This is a genomic window from Vibrio lamellibrachiae (assembly GCF_050337265.1).
GTDB lineage: Bacteria > Pseudomonadota > Gammaproteobacteria > Enterobacterales > Vibrionaceae > Vibrio > Vibrio kyushuensis.
This window is the reverse complement of sequence record NZ_JAKJSU010000004.1, coordinates 21,070-38,138: the sequence shown is the minus strand read 5'-3', so window position 1 is coordinate 38,138 and position 17,069 is coordinate 21,070. Positions and strand designations below refer to the sequence as shown.

The 17,069-nt window shown below is 42.0% G+C and carries 17 protein-coding genes; 10 read left to right on the top strand and 7 right to left on the bottom strand.

The window, feature by feature from the left end:
• The first annotated feature begins 2 nt into the window (after nt 1-2).
• Together L4C54_RS00380 and L4C54_RS00375 are read left to right on the top strand one after the other, a co-directional pair.
• Nucleotides 3-1,226, top strand: a complete 1,224-nt coding sequence (locus L4C54_RS00380; RefSeq protein WP_428806640.1) for an HlyD family secretion protein — start codon at nt 3-5, stop codon at nt 1,224-1,226.
• 261 nt (nt 1,227-1,487) lie between these two features.
• Entirely contained in the window at nt 1,488-2,678 is a 1,191-nt protein-coding gene (locus L4C54_RS00375; protein WP_428806639.1) for an OmpP1/FadL family transporter, read from the top strand.
• A 33-nt stretch (nt 2,679-2,711) separates the two neighbouring features.
• Here L4C54_RS00375 and L4C54_RS00370 read toward each other — a convergent pair whose 3' ends face one another.
• On the bottom strand, nt 2,712-3,506 hold the full coding sequence (locus L4C54_RS00370; RefSeq protein WP_428806638.1) for a hypothetical protein: 795 nt from the start codon (nt 3,504-3,506) through the stop codon (nt 2,712-2,714).
• 148 nt (nt 3,507-3,654) lie between these two features.
• Here L4C54_RS00370 and L4C54_RS00365 point away from each other — a divergent pair, with 148 nt between their 5' ends.
• The 3 genes from L4C54_RS00365 to L4C54_RS00355 all read left to right on the top strand — a co-directional run bounded on the left by L4C54_RS00365 (nt 3,655) and on the right by L4C54_RS00355 (nt 5,847).
• The gene (locus L4C54_RS00365; protein WP_428806637.1) at nt 3,655-4,608 is read left to right on the top strand and encodes a LysR family transcriptional regulator; all 954 of its coding nucleotides are present in this window, start codon (nt 3,655-3,657) and stop codon (nt 4,606-4,608) included.
• 135 nt (nt 4,609-4,743) lie between these two features.
• Nucleotides 4,744-5,412, top strand: a complete 669-nt coding sequence (locus L4C54_RS00360; RefSeq protein WP_428806636.1) for a YiaD family glycine zipper/OmpA-like lipoprotein — start codon at nt 4,744-4,746, stop codon at nt 5,410-5,412.
• A gap of 24 nt (nt 5,413-5,436) precedes the next feature.
• Nucleotides 5,437-5,847 carry a hypothetical protein gene (locus L4C54_RS00355; RefSeq protein ID WP_428806635.1) on the top strand — a complete coding sequence of 137 codons (411 nt, stop codon included), beginning with the start codon at nt 5,437-5,439 and terminating at the stop codon, nt 5,845-5,847.
• 185 nt (nt 5,848-6,032) lie between these two features.
• On the opposite strand, the gene L4C54_RS00350 is transcribed toward L4C54_RS00355, so the two are convergent.
• Nucleotides 6,033-6,413, bottom strand: coding sequence for a hypothetical protein (locus tag L4C54_RS00350; protein ID WP_428802122.1), 381 nt, complete (start codon nt 6,411-6,413; stop codon nt 6,033-6,035).
• Between the two features lie 89 nt (nt 6,414-6,502).
• Nucleotides 6,503-7,504: a metal-dependent hydrolase gene (locus L4C54_RS00345; RefSeq protein WP_428806634.1), complete on the bottom strand. Its 1,002-nt coding sequence runs from the start codon at nt 7,502-7,504 to the stop codon at nt 6,503-6,505.
• Nucleotides 7,505-7,784: 280 nt separating this feature from the next.
• Between L4C54_RS00345 and sbcB the strand changes: the two genes are divergently transcribed.
• From sbcB to cdd, 4 genes are all read left to right on the top strand, one after another.
• Complete coding sequence (sbcB, locus tag L4C54_RS00340; RefSeq protein ID WP_428806633.1) at nt 7,785-9,209, top strand: exodeoxyribonuclease I; 1,425 nt, start codon at nt 7,785-7,787, stop codon at nt 9,207-9,209.
• A 111-nt stretch (nt 9,210-9,320) separates the two neighbouring features.
• Nucleotides 9,321-9,686 carry a CidA/LrgA family protein gene (locus L4C54_RS00335; RefSeq protein WP_428806632.1) on the top strand — a complete coding sequence of 122 codons (366 nt, stop codon included), beginning with the start codon at nt 9,321-9,323 and terminating at the stop codon, nt 9,684-9,686.
• Nucleotides 9,686-10,363, top strand: a complete 678-nt coding sequence (locus L4C54_RS00330) for a CidB/LrgB family autolysis modulator (RefSeq protein ID WP_428806631.1) — start codon at nt 9,686-9,688, stop codon at nt 10,361-10,363. The genes L4C54_RS00335 and L4C54_RS00330 overlap by 1 nt, the downstream gene beginning before the upstream one ends.
• Before the next feature lie 189 nt (nt 10,364-10,552).
• Nucleotides 10,553-11,440 carry a cytidine deaminase gene (cdd, locus tag L4C54_RS00325; RefSeq protein ID WP_428806630.1) on the top strand — a complete coding sequence of 296 codons (888 nt, stop codon included), beginning with the start codon at nt 10,553-10,555 and terminating at the stop codon, nt 11,438-11,440.
• Nucleotides 11,441-11,516: 76 nt separating this feature from the next.
• Here cdd and L4C54_RS00320 read toward each other — a convergent pair whose 3' ends face one another.
• The 3 genes from L4C54_RS00320 to L4C54_RS00310 are packed head-to-tail and all read right to left on the bottom strand — an operon-like array spanning nt 11,517 to nt 14,740.
• Nucleotides 11,517-11,990 carry a response regulator gene (locus L4C54_RS00320; protein WP_428806629.1) on the bottom strand — a complete coding sequence of 158 codons (474 nt, stop codon included), beginning with the start codon at nt 11,988-11,990 and terminating at the stop codon, nt 11,517-11,519.
• Nucleotides 11,977-13,314 (bottom strand): sensor histidine kinase, encoded by a 1,338-nt coding sequence (locus L4C54_RS00315; RefSeq protein ID WP_428806628.1) that lies wholly within the window; start codon nt 13,312-13,314, stop codon nt 11,977-11,979. Before L4C54_RS00315 ends, L4C54_RS00320 begins: the two co-directional genes overlap by 14 nt.
• A 7-nt stretch (nt 13,315-13,321) precedes the next feature.
• On the bottom strand, nt 13,322-14,740 hold the full coding sequence (locus tag L4C54_RS00310; protein ID WP_428806627.1) for an SLC13 family permease: 1,419 nt from the start codon (nt 14,738-14,740) through the stop codon (nt 13,322-13,324).
• Between the two features lie 282 nt (nt 14,741-15,022).
• Here L4C54_RS00310 and purT point away from each other — a divergent pair, with 282 nt between their 5' ends.
• The gene (gene purT, locus L4C54_RS00305) at nt 15,023-16,198 is read left to right on the top strand and encodes a formate-dependent phosphoribosylglycinamide formyltransferase (RefSeq protein WP_428806626.1); all 1,176 of its coding nucleotides are present in this window, start codon (nt 15,023-15,025) and stop codon (nt 16,196-16,198) included.
• A gap of 137 nt (nt 16,199-16,335) precedes the next feature.
• On the opposite strand, the gene L4C54_RS00300 is transcribed toward purT, so the two are convergent.
• Nucleotides 16,336-16,986 carry a thiopurine S-methyltransferase gene (locus L4C54_RS00300; protein ID WP_428806625.1) on the bottom strand — a complete coding sequence of 217 codons (651 nt, stop codon included), beginning with the start codon at nt 16,984-16,986 and terminating at the stop codon, nt 16,336-16,338.
• Nucleotides 16,987-17,069: the final 83 nt, after the last annotated feature.

Genomic DNA, 17,069 nt, shown 5'->3' with positions numbered 1-17,069 from the left:
CCATGTTAGAAGGTTTGGCTGTTTGGGCTCTATTTATATATCTTCTCCGATTAGTCGGTATCCCTTGGGGAAGGCCATTTAAAACATTCGCCTATGGCGGTGGTACAGCTTGGTTAATGTTTGTTTGGGTCGGATTAATCACATGGGCGCCAATGGACCTCTCTGGCGGTTCGGTTGTTCAATCCCCCCATATTCAACTTCGCCCAGGCTCTACACGGGTGACAGGAAACATTGAAAAGCTTCATATCTCACCAAACCAAGAGATAACCAGTGGCCAATTGGTGTATGAACTCACCAATGATTCCTATGTCATTGCTGTTGATAAAGCCGTCGCTCAAGTCACTATTGCACAGACTGCCTATAAATCAGCCGTACAAGACATCAATATAGCCACTACTAATTTCCAGTCTTCTCTTGAAGATATCGATATTATTAACAATCAAATTACTGCAGCAAAATATGATCTGACATTAAAACAACGCACGCTTAAGCGCTTTGTCGATCAAAACTCGAAGGTAAAAAATACTGTTACTGAGAGTAACCTAGATCAGCAAAGAACCGTGATTGCTATGGCTAAGAGCCAGATTTCAATTTTGGAATCTCAATATGATAAAGCACTGATTACATCAGAAAAAAACAAAAATCTGATGGCGAAATCACAGCTAACCGTAATGAGCAAAGAAGCAGATTTCAAAAACAAACAAGCATCACTTGAACAAGCTGAATGGGATTTATCTCAAACTAAGGTCTTCGCCCCTACCGATGGCTATGTTACGAACTTTATGGCTCGTGAGGGTCAATATGTTGGAGCAATGCCACGCCTTAAGATGTTTAGTAATGAGAAATTCGTGTTGATGCGAATTAATCACCAAGCATTTCGTAACATCAAAGTCGGCCAAGAGGCTGAGTTCTCCACGGCGATTTATCCGGGCAAGGTTTTCTCAGCTCAAGTAGAAGGCATAGTTGAAGCGACTGGCGAATCTCAAGGCTCACTGCTAGCCAAAGAGACCAATGTTCGCGCCACGACAGGTAAGAACGTCAAAAATAAGCACCACTTTGTACGTCTACGTATCACAGAGCCTGACGGTTACGATATTCCTGTCGGTGCTGTTGGTTTAGCGTGGGTTAACGCTGAAAAGCCGATTCCATTTTTGAACTTCTTAAACGTCATTCGGGGCATCATTATTCGAATGAAAGCTCAGATCTATTTCTTATATAGCATGTAGATAAGCTCATGAACCTCTTCCACCGAATCTGTGACTTTATTGATATTACCCACAGAAGAAAAAGTCAGTGTCTATTTTTAACGGTTTTGGTTTTCATCATTAGCCAAATGAATTGATGCCAATGAATAACACTTTTTGAAACCTAGTCGGATCAAGGATGATCCAGCCCATAACTGGTGGCTAGGTTTCCCCCTCTTATCTCTAAAACACATTAATCGTGATGAGTGAGCGTACTCATTCGTTTTTACTTAAGTGAACATTATGAAAAAATCGATTCTAACTCTACTAATTTGCTCGTCTTTCGCGAATGCGAGTGGCTTATTACTTCAAGAAGCCGTCACAGCCAACGCTGGTACAGGGGGAGCTGGCGACGGCGTTTATACTGAAACTGCCACAGCTAGCTGGACAAACCCTGCCACCATGAGCCATATGGGCGAGAGTAAAACAACAATCAACACCATGGCTCTGTATTTGCAGATGGATTACACCGACTATGATGATATAGGAAGCTATAATGGTAACGCCAATGCAGAAACCATCATGCCTTCTCTGGGGATCTTTCACGTACGTCAGCTAAATGAAGACATCCACATTGGTGTTAACTTTGGTGCAGTAGGCGGGTCATCCATTGAATATGGCAATAGCTGGGACGGTGCAAATCATCTTGATAAAGCCTTCATGTCAGCATTACAGATTAACCCGAACCTGAGTTTTCAAATTGACGATAACTGGTCGATTGGCCTTGGAGCACAGGTCAATTTTGGGATTCTTGAAGTAAGTACGACTGGCTTTGAATCTGACATGGCAACAGACTGGGCGTTTGGCTATAACATGGGCGCAATGTACCAAGCTGAGCAGTGGTCATTGGGGTTAAGCTACCGCTCCAAGTTAATTCACGACTTTGACGATATTACGGCGACACTAACGTCAGGTGGAGAGCTAATTAATGGAAGAGAAACGATAGTTGGAACTGAGCTCGTCATACCGGCAATCATCGACTTAAGTGGTCGTTATGAATTAACAACAAAGCTGGACCTACTGTCATCAATCCAATTTCATCAATGGAGCGAGTTCTCAGAAACTCCAGTTTATAACGATCCGTTAAACCGAATAGATCCATCCCTTGCGATCGACCGAGATTGGGACGATGTTTGGAAGGTTGCGGTTGGTGCGGATTACCAGCTAAACGCAGACTGGGCACTTAAGGCTGGATTTTCGTATGAAACCTCACCACAAGATGACCCAACCAAGCAATGGGTCGACCTTCCCGTCGGAGAGCAGTATCGCTACTCTCTAGGTGCGAGCACTTACTGGAATACCACTCGTATCGATCTCTTCTATGAGTATGCAGATTTGGGGTCGGTAGAAATAGAACGAACCGCGTCATACACGGAAATTCATGGATCGTTTGAAGGTAGTATCCACTTTATTGGGGCAAACTTTACGTTTTAATTATCGATTTGGGCACGTTATCCGTGCCCTTATTTAGAAACGGTAATCGATGCCAACTGATGCGGTCACTTCTTCAGAATCAATATTACCCATAACGGTATTTTCTAGTTGGATAAAGTCATATTTGAATTCAAACATTATGTTAATTGTCTTGTCTGCTACTTTGGTTTTTATCCCTTGCAGCCACATGAGATTAGCAACATTCATGTCAACGCCACCATAGGAAGATCCTAGATTTACATTGAATACCGAAGAATGCGTGTCATTCCAAGGGTGAAGCGCATATAAATTTACAGAACCTAAATGCGCCTCTTCACCGCCAAGCGCCATCGATACCTGGCTTGATGTAATGGCAGGCAAAGGAGAGCCCGCTATGCCGTTAGCCAAATCTGCAAGTTCATTGGTTTTAAAATCTACATAGGTGTAATTCAGTGAAGGAAAGAACAACGTACCATCATCATTTGATAAGGGGAGCATATAACCCGTCGTATACATGCCTGCGGCATCATCTAGGTGATATACATCCACATACACTCCCCCGAAACTATCAAAGTGCGCCGCTCGAAGCCTTGCATTATTTGTCTGAGTATAATATTCCGCAAAGCCCACGGTTTGTGAAATATCACTGGTTAGCCCAGCGCCACCGCCTCCTGCAAGCAGCTTTAACTCTCCTTGATCATCAGAAAAAACCGCAGCCCTTAACGAACTGTTTCTCGGATCTGCATCATGATATTCCTGTCCTTCATTATTATCACCCGCAAAGGAAGACGTTGACACCCCTACCGATACCATGACTAAGGTAGTCATTAGTGCGTTTAATTTATTCATTGCTATGCCTTTAATTATTACTCATTTGTTATGGCAAGCACTCTAAATAAACTGAGTTTCATACTCTACTTATTCGAAATATTAGTATTGCTAATTCACTTATTAACAGAAAAATAGTGCCGCTAATTAATACGGGGTCGTAGTTAATATGTACCGAAAATACAATCAACAGTTAAATTTAAATTACCTAAGAACTTTTAATGCCATCTATATTCATAGAAGTACTAAAAAAGCAGCAAACACACTGGGTATAACGCAATCGGCGGTAAGTCAAACACTGGCAAAGTTACGAGAGTTCACTAACGATAAACTGTTCTATTTATCAGGCAATGAGCTTCACGCCACCCATCGCGCCGATGAAATTGGTCATGGTCTGAATGAACATATTGAACTGTTAGACAATCGTTTATCGTCACATATCTTCGCTGAGCCTAATCAATTTGATGGTGAGCTCACCATTGCCGTTTCAAGCGTGTTTTTAGAGGCCATCGCGACGGAGTTAACCAGCTCTGTGGTCTTCGATATGTTTCCTAATGCAAAACTTAATATCACCACTTGGAACGACAAAACCTTTGAAGCTATTCAAAATGGTGAGGTCCACATTGGGCTAAATTTCTACCCAATAGAGACTCCTAAATCTATTCGTTCCGTGGCACTAACGACTAGCGAACCGATCGTAATTGCTCGAAATCATCATCCTTGGGAGGCTTCAGGTTTCACTCAGTCTGAATTTTCCACCTACCCGACTGGAGGTATTTTAGTCCCCGGGCTGACCGACTTTAATGCAATACTAGAAAGGCAGTATCCTGGAAAGTTCGACTTCCAATATCGTTCCGCGAGCATGTCGGTACTGAGTTGTCTTGCTGAGCACTCTGATATTCTCGCCGTTACCGAAACACTTGCCGCGTCAATGTGTTCTGAATCAATTCAGTGCTTAAAGCCGCGATGGTTAAGTAAACTTCTGCCCGAAAACATCAGCCATGCAATGTACTACCTTGAACGAAATCACAACCATCCTTTATATCAATACAGCAGTGAATTAATTAAGAAATCCATACAACACAAACTGGATGAACTGGCTCCGAATATTATTCAGTGCTAATACCCATGCAGTAGATTTACCGATGAATTTTGTGGTGTTTATTTTTAGTCTATCTCCTGAACTTCTTTAATAAGTCTTTGCTCTCACCTAAATATATCGGAGCAAAGCATTAGACATAATCGAGAATACATCACGATGAAAAATTCAATTCTAGCTCTTTCGTTAATTACTATGCTCACCGGGTGCCAAGCAACACAAAGGCAAAATTCAACCACCGGAGAAGCGGAAACAAATTCTGCGACCAAAGGCGCAATGATTGGCGTACTTGCTGGGGCAGCCCTTGGCGCCGCAACAGGTGATAACTCCGATGAACGAAAAAAGAGAGCGCTCCGTGGTGCAGCGTTGGGTGGTGTGGTTGGGGGAAGTGCTGGATATTATATGGATAAACAAGAGCAGGCGCTTCGTCAACAATTAGTGAATTCAGGCGTTCAAGTTAAACGTATTAGTGAGAACGAACTTCAGCTTATTATGGAGAACGGGATTGGATTTGATTCGGGGTCTTACTATCTATCTTCAGACGTTTACCCAACGTTAAACAGTGTGGCTCTAATTGTCGAAGAGTACCCAGAGACTCGCTTGGAGGTAAAAGGTCACACAGATAATTCAGGGAGCGATTCAAGCAATCAAAAGTTATCTGAGCTTAGAGCTGATTCGGTAGGTGATTACTTGGTGAATCAAAAAGTGTCCTCTGGCCGTGTTTCTACTCATGGATTAGGTGAAAGATTCCCAATTTGTGACAATAATTCTCAACAGGGACGTGCGTGTAACCGCCGTGTTGAAATCAACATTTTGGCACTTAACTAGTCAAACCTAAATAGGTGTACAGCTATGTTCTTTAATCGCTTTCTCAAACCATTTCTCGTCATTGGTGGTCTAATCACCATGTATGCAGGGATCTACGCTCTCAATCCAGAATCTGCATTAAAAGAGATGAATAACCTCCCCTATGACTCAAACTATGTTTTCCTATTTAGGCACTGGGGAATAATGGTTGGATTGATGGGGTTCTTCATCGCGGCCTCAGCCTATGTGCGACGTTGGAGAGAACCTGTCATTCTATATTCATTTCTAGAGAAGTTATTTATGGTTTATTTGTTTACTTCGAATTTCTTTAATCCAGAAACAGCACACTTAAATACAAGCTTTATCCCTTTTGCGATAACCGATATAACGATCGTCACATATACATTAGGCTACTGGTACGAGAGTTATCGCATTCGAAAAACAGTTACGTGTTAAGCGCGAAGGTTGGGCAAGCTAGTACAGGAATAGATTAATTAATCCAACTTGAAGTAACCTGTAAACTCTCTACTGCAAACCCCATAAACGAAAAAGGCGCTAGATTAATATCTTCTAACGCCTTACACAAAATGAACATCATGTTAGGTCTGATGACATGTTAAATTTTGATAATTTCGCTTGCTCTACTCTTCATCAACACCGCAATCAGTACAACTTTGTAGTGCGATTTCATGTTCAAAAACTACCGTATCGTTACCTTCTTCCAGCAGTTCTGCTATTTCATCTGCTACTTCTTTCTCATCTTCCGCTTCAATTTGATTCTCTAGTTCTTCATCTGAATAACCGTAGAAATTCAGCAATAAGTAATCTCGCGCTTCGTCTTTGGTACAAGTTACGTTTACTGATAGATCTGCTTCAAGGTTGCCTTGCGCGATAACTTCGGCCAATTGCGTTACGACATCCTCTTTCATCGCAGCTGTTAACCAACCAAGATCAGTGTTTACTGTGGTTTTTTTACAGTTGAAACAAGGGAGTTGGTGAAAATAGTATTGAAAATCAGTCATAGATAATTTCTTCTTTAAGTGTTGTATAGCAGGATTATGCGCGTTTTATAAAAAAATACTATCTCAATAAAGATTGAAGCGTGTCTCCATCAAAAATCAAATACCATATCAAAGAATATTTGTCTTGAGTCCTTAGTATTATCTCTGTGTGTTGTATACGTTACGTGTTCTTCCAAAGTAGCTTCAGGAGATAGCTTGATACTCCATAGCGCATTGAACTGGTTCGGGACCATCGAATATCGCACATCGAAAATCCTCAGTTCGTCGACCGGGTCTTGTGCTAAAAAACCCTTTGAAAACTGGTGGAAACGTTCTATGTCATTAGCTTGTTTCGAACTAGGATCAAGCCACTGAAAATCTCTGCTAACATCGAGTTTAGGGATTGATTCACCCGGGTATTTTTTTACTGACGTCCCGACCCTTACGGCGTCCACATGGTAATACTCCTCTGTTTCATAAAGTACTTTCCATACTAATATATTTGCAAAGCTCGGTTTGGCTTCTAGTCGAATCGGTGTATGTTGCCGTTCTTGCGCTAGTTGCCACCCAGCAGCCTCTGCTCTGTCCCTTTGTATCATCCCTATCGTCGGATAAGTCAAAGCCCAAACAAATGCAATACGAGCAAACCAAGTATTTCTCTTAAACGTAGCCCAAACGATCATGATTAATATTGGAAGTGTGAATGCGGGATCAACCACTGATACTGTGTTCCACGCATAACGTTCTTTGATGAACGGCCAAAACAGCTGAGTGCCGTAAGAAGTGCAGGAATCCAGAAGTGCATGAGTGCTATAGCCTAAAGCACAATAAAGCCAGCTTTGCTTAAATGAGAGTCCACGCTGCCTTCCAAGCAATTGATGCAAAACCAAAGCGCAAATGAAACTGCCAATAGGGATAAATAACAGTGAATGAGTAAACTGCCGATGGTATTCCAGAAACAGTAACGGATCGCTCTGTGACCGAATTAATATATCCAAATCCGGCGCCATTCCAGCGAGTAGCCCGAAAACTCCCGCAACAACTGTGTGTTGTTTTTTGCTCACCGATTGCGACAAAGAGGCGCCAAGCACACCCTGTGTTAATGGGTCCATAATTAACTCATTGATACTAGATGACTTAATTGTAGATGATAGATTACGCTTCACCACGAAATCGACTTTAACGGCTGAATAACATAACCGCTTGTAACTAAGAGCCGTCACACAGAATAATTTTTAGATCCATTGGAAAATCCGTAACATCTGTCTAGGATCCTCTCTTAATATTGGTAGGATTAGAATTGACACTTCCTTAGTCCAATATCCAGATTGCTATACAACCCCTGCGATGGTCTAATAACCCTAAGCTAATGACCTATCTGGTAAATCAACCATGCAACAAGAGCAGCAACCTACTTTCTTCTTCTTCGATTATGAGACTTGGGGTGTTAGCCCCGCAAAAGATCGCCCAAGCCAATTTGCTGGGGTCCGTACCGATGAAGATTTCAATATTATTGGTGAGCCTCTTGTTATCTATTGTCAGCCACCAGCTGATTATCTACCTAATCCAGAAGCAGCATTAATTACTCGCATTACACCGCAAAAAGCGCAGTCACAAGGTTTACCTGAGCCTGAATTTATCGCCAAGATTCACGAAGAGATGGCAAAGCCAAATACCACGAGCCTCGGTTATAACAACATTCGATTTGATGATGAGGTTACCCGATATACTTGCTACCGAAACTTCATCGATCCGTACGCTTGGAGCTGGCAAAACGGTAATTCTCGCTGGGATCTTTTAGATGTAATGCGTGCATGTCACGCTCTTCGTCCTGAAGGTGTTGTTTGGCCAGAAAATGAAGAAGGTCACACAAGCTTTAAACTAGAGCACCTTTCTGTTGCCAATGGTATTGAACACGAAAATGCGCATGACGCGATGGCTGATGTTATTGCCACTATTGAAATGGCAAAGAAGTTGAAAGCAGCTCAGCCAAAACTGTTTAACTACTTTTTGAGCATGCGCCATAAACGTAAGCTCAATGAACTCATCGACATTGTAAACATGACACCACTAATGCATGTTTCAGGCATGTTTGGTCGTGACTGCAATTACACAAGCTGGATAGTTCCTGTTGCTTGGCACCCAACCAATAAGAACGCCGCTATTGTTGTTGATCTAGCAAAAGATCCTTCTCCACTGTTGGAACTAAGTAGCGATGAATTGCGAGAGCGTTTATACACAAAACGAAGTGACTTGGCTGAAGATGAATTGCCGGTTCCGATTAAACTTCTTCACATAAACAAATGCCCTATTCTTGCGCCAGCGAAAACATTGACGGCAGAGAATGCAGAGCAGATTGGTATTAATCGCGAGCAGTGCTTGAAAAATCTAGCGCTTATAAAACAAAACCCTGAGATTCGCGAAAAGCTTATCGGTTTGTACAGTGTTGATCGTGACTATGAGAAAAGCGGCGATGTTGACACTATGCTTTATGATGGGTTTTTCTCCCCTGCCGATAAAGCATCGATGGATATCATTCGATCAACCGACCCTACGAACTTAGCTGCCTTAGATATTACATTTAACGATGAACGTATCGCGCCGCTTCTGTTTCGTTACCGTGCAAGACACTACCCTTTAACCTTGAGCGAGCAAGAGCAAGCTCGATGGGCAAACCATTGTCGTGATTACTTTGAAAGTAATATTGAGAGTTACATGCTCAACTTAGAAAACCTTGCACATGAACATGAAAGTGATGAGAAGAAAATGGCGATTCTAAAGGCTGTCTATAAATACGTAGAGAAGCTCGCATCATAGTCTAGGTTTTCGCATTGTAATGTGCCTATCTTATATTTTGCTAGGCACTTATTTCATACACGATTCAATTCTATTCATTTCAGTTATCTCAATTAGGAAAGTACCAAATCGATGGCGATTAAGTTGATGCAATATGTAATTTCTATGGCACTCATTGTCGTGAGCTTGTTGATAGGAAATGCGATTCAAACGTGGTTGAACACTGCTATTCCTGGCAGTATTTTTGGCATGCTGATTCTCTTTGGATTGCTTGCAAGTGGTCTTGTTTCAGTAGATTGGGTAAAACCAAGCGCTACCCTGTTTATACGCTATATGATTCTGCTTTTTGTTCCCATTAGTGTCGGGCTAATGCTTCATTTTGATACGTTAATTGAAAATGCTTTACCAATTTTAGCCGGAACCATTGGTGCAACTTTTATCGTTCTTGTCACTCTTGGCTACTTTCTCGATCGCCTACTTAAGAAAGGAGATGCGTAATGTGGTTACCAATTACCGTCATCGTTTTCCTTTTCGCTCGCTTCGTAAGCCAGAAGCTCAATAATCCGCTGCTTAACCCACTAATGATCAGTATCGCTATTTTAATTCCTACATTAATTTGGCTCAAAGTTCCTTACGAACAATACTACGCTGATAATCGATGGATTAACTACCTGTTGCAACCCGCAGTTGTTGCACTTGCATATCCACTATACGAACAATTGCCACAGATCAGAGCAAACTGGCGTATCATCATGCTCGCTTGTGGCGTGGGCAGTATTATGTCGATGTTCACATCAACAATCATTGCAGTCTTTATGCAAACAGAACTTACGTTGATCGCGAGCTTATTGGGTAAATCGGTTACAACACCAATCGCGATGGAAGTTTCGAGTAGTCTTGGTGGTGAACCTGCAATTGCTGCAATATTTGTATTGTTAGTCGGCCTGTTTGGAGCAATATTTGCGTACCCTATCTATAACCTACTTAACATTACTCACCCAATCGCTAAAGGTCTCACTATGGGAACGGTATCCCACGCTTTGGGAACCGCGACTTGTGCAGAAAAAGATGCCAAAGACGCAGCTTTCAGCTCATTAGCTTTAGTAATTTGCGGCGTAATTACATCTATTTTAGCACCGTCATTTTTTGCTTTCGCTGTTTGGTTGATGCTCTGAAGCCATTTATAGGTTTACGATTTCATAACAATATAGAGCCTAAAACTGCGATATAGCGGCCAAACAATGTGTGACTTCACTCTCGCAATGAAATCATGGTTATTATTGCAATCATTTGTGTGATTTAGATCTCTGTTTATTATCTAGCATTCAATAGAATGAATATTAGATAAAATAAGAGGTCTCAGAATGAACACCCTACTTCAGCAAGCATTACAAGACGCACCAGAAGCTATATCTAACTTTTTGTCACCAATTCTAAATGACGATAATTTTGATGCGACACTTTCTAAGCAACAATTTCAGCAACTTCTTGAGATCTCTGGCTTAGAAGATGCTCAATTGCGTGTTGCTTTACTGCCTTTCGCAGCTGCTTATTCCTACGCGCCTCTCTCTAATTTTTATGTTGGTGCTATCGTCCGTGGTCTAACTGGTCGCTTATATTTTGGTGCGAATGTTGAAATTTTCGGAGTCCAATTAGGACAAACTGTACATGCTGAACAATCTGCTATCAGCCATGCATGGATGAAGGGAGAAGAAGGGATTAGTGATATCACCATTAATTTCAGCCCTTGTGGTCATTGCCGTCAGTTTATGAATGAACTGACAACGGCCGATAATCTGGTTATTCAGTTGCCGCAAAGAGAGCAAAAAACGCTACAACAATATTTGCCTGAATCATTCGGGCCTGCTGACCTAGGCATTACAACTGGGCTTATGTCTAAATTGGATCATAAGCATACTTGCAAAGATGATGATGAACTAGTGGCTATCGCATTACAAAGACTCAATAGTAGTCACGCACCTTACACAAATAACTTAAGTGGTGTGGCGCTTCGACTTAGTAATGGAAAAGTCTATAGTGGTGCTTATGCGGAGAACGCGGCGTTCAACCCAAGCTTACCACCATTGCAAGTTGCGATTATCCAACTGTTGCTGGATGGTGCTTCGATTGACGATATTGAAACGGCTGCATTAGTTGAAATGAACGAAGGAAGCATTAGTCACGTTGCGGACACTCAAGCAACGCTAGAAGCAATCAATCCCGACATTTCATTAACGTATGCGACTATTTAAAGCTCACTCTTTGTTTTAAGTGCTCCTTAGTCTTCATTAATAATGCTCAGCAAGTGCTGAGCATTATTGTATTTGTCTACCTAAGACGAGACAGAACCACCTGCTGATCCAGTTCATTTTGATAATCAGTGTAATCAAGTCCTTGGTCAAAAATGTACTGTGTTACTAAGGTTCGCACGCTACTGACCAAGGTTTCCGCTTTCCACGGTTTTTCAAAATAGTGGTTAATGCCTGCTACATTGATCGCCTCAATCGTATCGGAGTGTGTCGCTTGACCTGTTAACAAAATTTTCTTTGTATTGCCAAACCGAGAATCCATTGAGACTTCTGTTAGAAGCTCGACCCCTGTTTTACCAGGCATAACATGATCAGAAATTAAAACAGCGATCATTTCACCTTCAGAGTCTAGTTCGTCCATCAGTTCCAGAACTTCATCGGCCGATTCACAATCTTCTATGTTTAGCCAACTTGATAGCGGTTCTAAATCTTGTAAAACTGCACTCAATACCTCTCGCTGATCATCAACGCAAATTAAATTAAGCTTCTCCATGTTCACCCTCGATTGGTAACTTGATTCTAAATATTGTTTTCTCACTATCACTTTTAACCGCGATACTGCCGCCATAACCTGCAACAATGCGCTTGACGATAGAGAGCCCTAGGCCTAAGCCAAATGAAAGGCCGCCTTTTTTGGTAGTAAAGTTCGGCTGAAAAATTTTTCTTCGAATTGAAGGTTCTATTTCCGGACCATTGTTATTCACCGTAACTAAAATTCGATTCTTATGTATTCGTGTTTGTATTTCGATACTTGGATTTTCAATCTCTTCCATCGCATCACATGCATTTTTAATAATGTTGACCCAAACCTGTACAAGCTCTGTTTGTGATCCTTTGAACGTAGGCAAGTCAGCAGGTCGAATTCTTACAGCAACCCTTCTTAAATCACTTTGAAGCAAAGAAACAGCGCGATTAATCGTATCGTTAATATCTAGCTCTTCTTCTAAATCGATATCGGTTCGACCAAGTTGCTTTACTGATTTAACAATACCAACCGTATGTTTTGACGCCAATCGAAGATCATGAATATCACGACCCATTTGCCAGAATCGAATGGCCTCTTTTGGAGATGATAACCAGTGATCGTTCACTTCATCAGTTTGAACTGCCCGTGCGAGATCTCGCGCTGTATCCTTTGGTAAGTTATATTGCTTTTCAAACAACTTGCCGCGTTTACGAACCTCACTAGAACTGCTCTTTTGCCCTTGCATTAAACCGGCATCAAAGAACTGGCTAGCCTCTGGGTGTACTTCTTCTAACAGTTCTAACAATACCGACTCTAGACGCTCAGATTTGCTGCTCACCACTCCAATTGCATTGTTGAGTTCATGTGCGATGCCAGCTGCTAACTGTCCTAATGTCGTCATTTGTTCGGCAGTGTGGAGCTTCTGCAACGCCTGCTCTTTTGCAACGGCTTCTTGGGTCGCTCGCCTTTGCCTGCGTGATAGCTCATTCACAATCACAGGAGTAAACTGAGCCGTTAACGGACCATATATTTGCGCTTCAAATGCTTGAGTATATCGGTCTACCCAAGCCAATTGCGTATCTGATTTCGCAACAACGGTAGAAGATGCTATCCACGTTTCAGAGAAGAAACTGTGAACACCAATAAACGCACCTTCAGATGCAGAGAACACTCTTGTTTGAAGTTCTTTTCCTTCGGTGAAATACCCTTCTAGCTCACCACTTAATACGTAAAACAGCCGATCATTGTTCTCGCCTTGCTCAAGAACAGTCGAACCGGCTGAAATGGTGAGCTTTCTATCATCATCACTAAAGTAGCGCTGTATTAACTGTTTAAATTTCTCTTGAGGCATATCGTTTCTAACCTATATGACCTACTGAATGTAACACCCAGACCATGACAAAACTCAGCAGAACCCCGACAACACCCAGAACAATTCCGACTTTTGCCATTTGATTGGTTTGAACATGTCCCGTTGCATGTGCTAATGCATTCGGTGGTGTACTGATTGGAAGTGACATACCTAATGATGCCGCAAAAGTAACCACTAAGATCAGGGTTAACTCACCGCCTAATGGGGTTAATGACGCCATTGATGAACCAAGGGCTGCCATGATTGGCATCAGTAAGTTAGCCGTTGCTGTATGTGACATAAAGTTCGCCATCACCAGACATAAGAATGCCGCACCGAATAGCACGATATATGGCGAGTATGCGTCAAATGGAATACTGTGCACCATCAGCCTTGCAAGGCCGGTTTTATCTAACGCGAGTCCTAGAGCAATACCACCGGAAACCAGCCATAGAACGTCCCACGATATTCTCTTAAGATCCTCTTTATTGATGATGCCAGTGATGGAAAATATAGCGACCGGAATAAGTGCAACTGTATATGAATTCATTCCATGGGAAGAGCCCATCAACCAAAGAATAATGGTCATCGCAAACGTAATGTAAACCACAATCGCTTTTGGTGTTTTTAAGAATTTCCCTTTAATGCTTAGCTCAATGGTTTTTTGATCGGCTTTGTAAATGAAGCCAATAAGAAACCACGCGAGAGCCATCATGATTACCACAAAGGGCACACCAAATGCCATCCACTCACCAAAAGTAATTAAGTTATCACCGACTAAGTATTTTAAAGCAATCGCGTTAGGTGGCGTTCCAATTGGGGTTCCGATACCGCCGATGTTAGCAGCTACAGGAATGCACAACGCAAAGGCAATTCTGCCCGGGTCTTTTGGGCCAAAGACTGCAATAACAGGGGTAAGAATTGATAGCATCATCGCAGTTGTTGCTGTGTTCGACATGAACATAGAAAAGATGCCAGTTATAAGCATTAAGCCAAGCATCACGTACTTAGGATTTTGACCAAATGGTTTTAGTAGAACGCGCGCTAAGTTTACGTCTAGACGATATTTGGTCGCTGCCATCGCCAAAAAGAAACCACCCAGAAATAGCATAATGATTGGGCTGGAAAATGTTGCCATAATATCTTGGTAAGCAAGTAACTCTCCAAAATGAGCCTCTCCCTCACCAAATTTGAAAAAGAATATCCCTTTATTCGATACCATCAAGAGCAGCAAAACAATAATGACAACGGACGTGGCATAGATTGGAATCGGCTCAAATACCCAACACAGTGCCGCAAGTAAAAATATAGCGATTACTCGTTGTTGTACGATGGTCAAGCCTTCAAACGGAAAGGCTGATAAGGGCAACATTAAGATAATTAGGGGGATAACAATGGGAATGATGTATTTCATATACTGACGCATGGTACGGCAACTCTTCCTGAGATTAATAACGACACTGGTTCTGGAGCAATCACTCCAACACTTTAAGTGTCCATTATTGAAGCGTTGGACGATATTTACCCCGCTTTAGATCAATGAAACGTCATTCTCTGTCGATGTTTACGCATGAACTTACTTCTTTGTTGCTAACTGATCTTGTTACAAAATTTTCTTATTTTAATTTTACGCAAACGTTTGCGTTTACCGTCACAATCAGTATGATCCGTCACAGAATTTACAAATCAGTTTGATGAAGAGGTTTTTATGTTTGGTACCGCTACGAGCAAAAGTGCTACTCGAGTTTTACTTCTTGGTTCAGGTGAACTAGGTAAAGAAGTTGCAATTGAATGTCAGCGTTTAGGCTTTGAAGTTATCGCATGTGATCGCTACGAAAACGCACCCGCAATGCAAGTTGCTCATCGAAGTCATGTCATCGACATGCTTGATGGAGATACACTTCAAGCCATTATTGAACTTGAAAAACCGGATTACGTTGTACCAGAAATTGAAGCTATCGCGACTGATAAGTTAGTAGAGCTGGAAGCTCAAGGGCTAAACGTTGTTCCTACCGCTAACGCAACGAAGTTAACGATGAACCGCGAAGGTATTCGTCGCCTTGCGGCCGAGGAGTTAGAACTCACGACGTCTCCTTACAAGTTTGCCGACACGTTTGAAGAGTTTAAAGCAGCGGTAGAATTTGCTGGCCTGCCATGTGTATGTAAACCCGTGATGAGTTCATCGGGTAAAGGCCAAAGTGTCATGAAAACTGAAGATGACATTCAAGCGGCATGGGATTATGCACAAGATGGTGGCCGTACTGGTGCTGGTCGAGTTATCGTTGAAGGGTTCATCGACTTTGATTACGAAATCACGCTCCTTACGGTACGTGCGGTCGATGGTGTTCATTTCTGCCAACCGATTGGTCACCGTCAAGAAGAAGGAGATTACCGTGAATCATGGCAGCCTCAAGCAATGACAGACACTGCGCGTAAAGCTGCTGAATTCAGCGCAGAAAAAGTAGTGAACGCACTTGGTGGCTACGGTATATTTGGTGTTGAGCTATTTATTAAAGGTGACAAAGTGATCTTTAATGAAGTATCCCCTCGCCCACATGACACTGGTTTAGTTACTCTTATATCTCAAGAGCTTTCAGAGTTTGCGCTTCACGTTCGTGCATTTACTGGCATGCCGATCAACACGATTAAGCAATATGGTGCTTCAGCGTCTGCCGTAGTACTCGGGCAAGGAACTTCAAATAACATCCGTTACGAAGGCCTTAATGAAGCGTTAGCTATGCCTCAAACACAGATTCGCTTGTTTGGTAAGCCTGATATTGATGGTCGCCGCCGTTTAGGTGTTTCACTTACACGTCGTGACAGTGTTGATAAAGCTATTGAAGATGCAATCGAAAGCGCTCAGAAGATTAAGATAACGTATTAAGTTCACCGAATAACGAGCTTATCTGGCTTTAGCTAGCGCCAAACAAAAAGTCCTAACCACCATTGTTATATCAATAAATTGTTTTGTTCAATGAGTGAGTTAGGATTTTTCTTTTTAAAGGTGTGTCTAAATGAGTACTATCTTTGTTCGATTAGCCACACTTCTTCGGCAAATCGACTCAGACCTTTTTTTACTCTCTTTGGATGGTTCTCATCTGCATCGTCACGATATAAATGTGTAATCTTATAATCTGAGAATAGGGTTTCAACCTCACTTTTAGGAACACTAAAGGGAGGGCCTGCCATTTCATCTTGAGCATAATCTAACGTGACCAACAAAATACGACCATTTTGCGAGAGCTTCGATTTAATCAATTCTACATATTGCCCACGCATAGCTTCAGGCAAAGCAATCAAAGCAGCTCGATCGTATACAATGTCCACGTTCGCAACGGGTGCGGTAAATACATCACCTGCGTAAATCGACAGTTCATCAAACTGATACAATTCATGTTGCCCATTTAATGTGGTGACCATTGGCGTGTAAAAATGCTCTGCAAAAAATGAACGAACGGCAATATTACTAAGTTCAACACCCTGAACCTCGTCATGTTTAGTGGCTAACCATACAAGATCTTCTGATTTACCACAGAGTGGGACAAACACAGAGTCACTTCTTTTCGGCTCAGTCTGAGACCAATATTGAACCAACAATGGGTTTACATCGTCTAAATGGAAGCCGATTTGATTTGCTGCCCACTTATTATGCCAAAACTCAGGATCTTGCATCAATTTACCTCAATATTATGATAACTCGACGCTCTGGGATAACGTTTCCGAGAGCGCTTTTACGTTGAGTTTATCGTTCATTT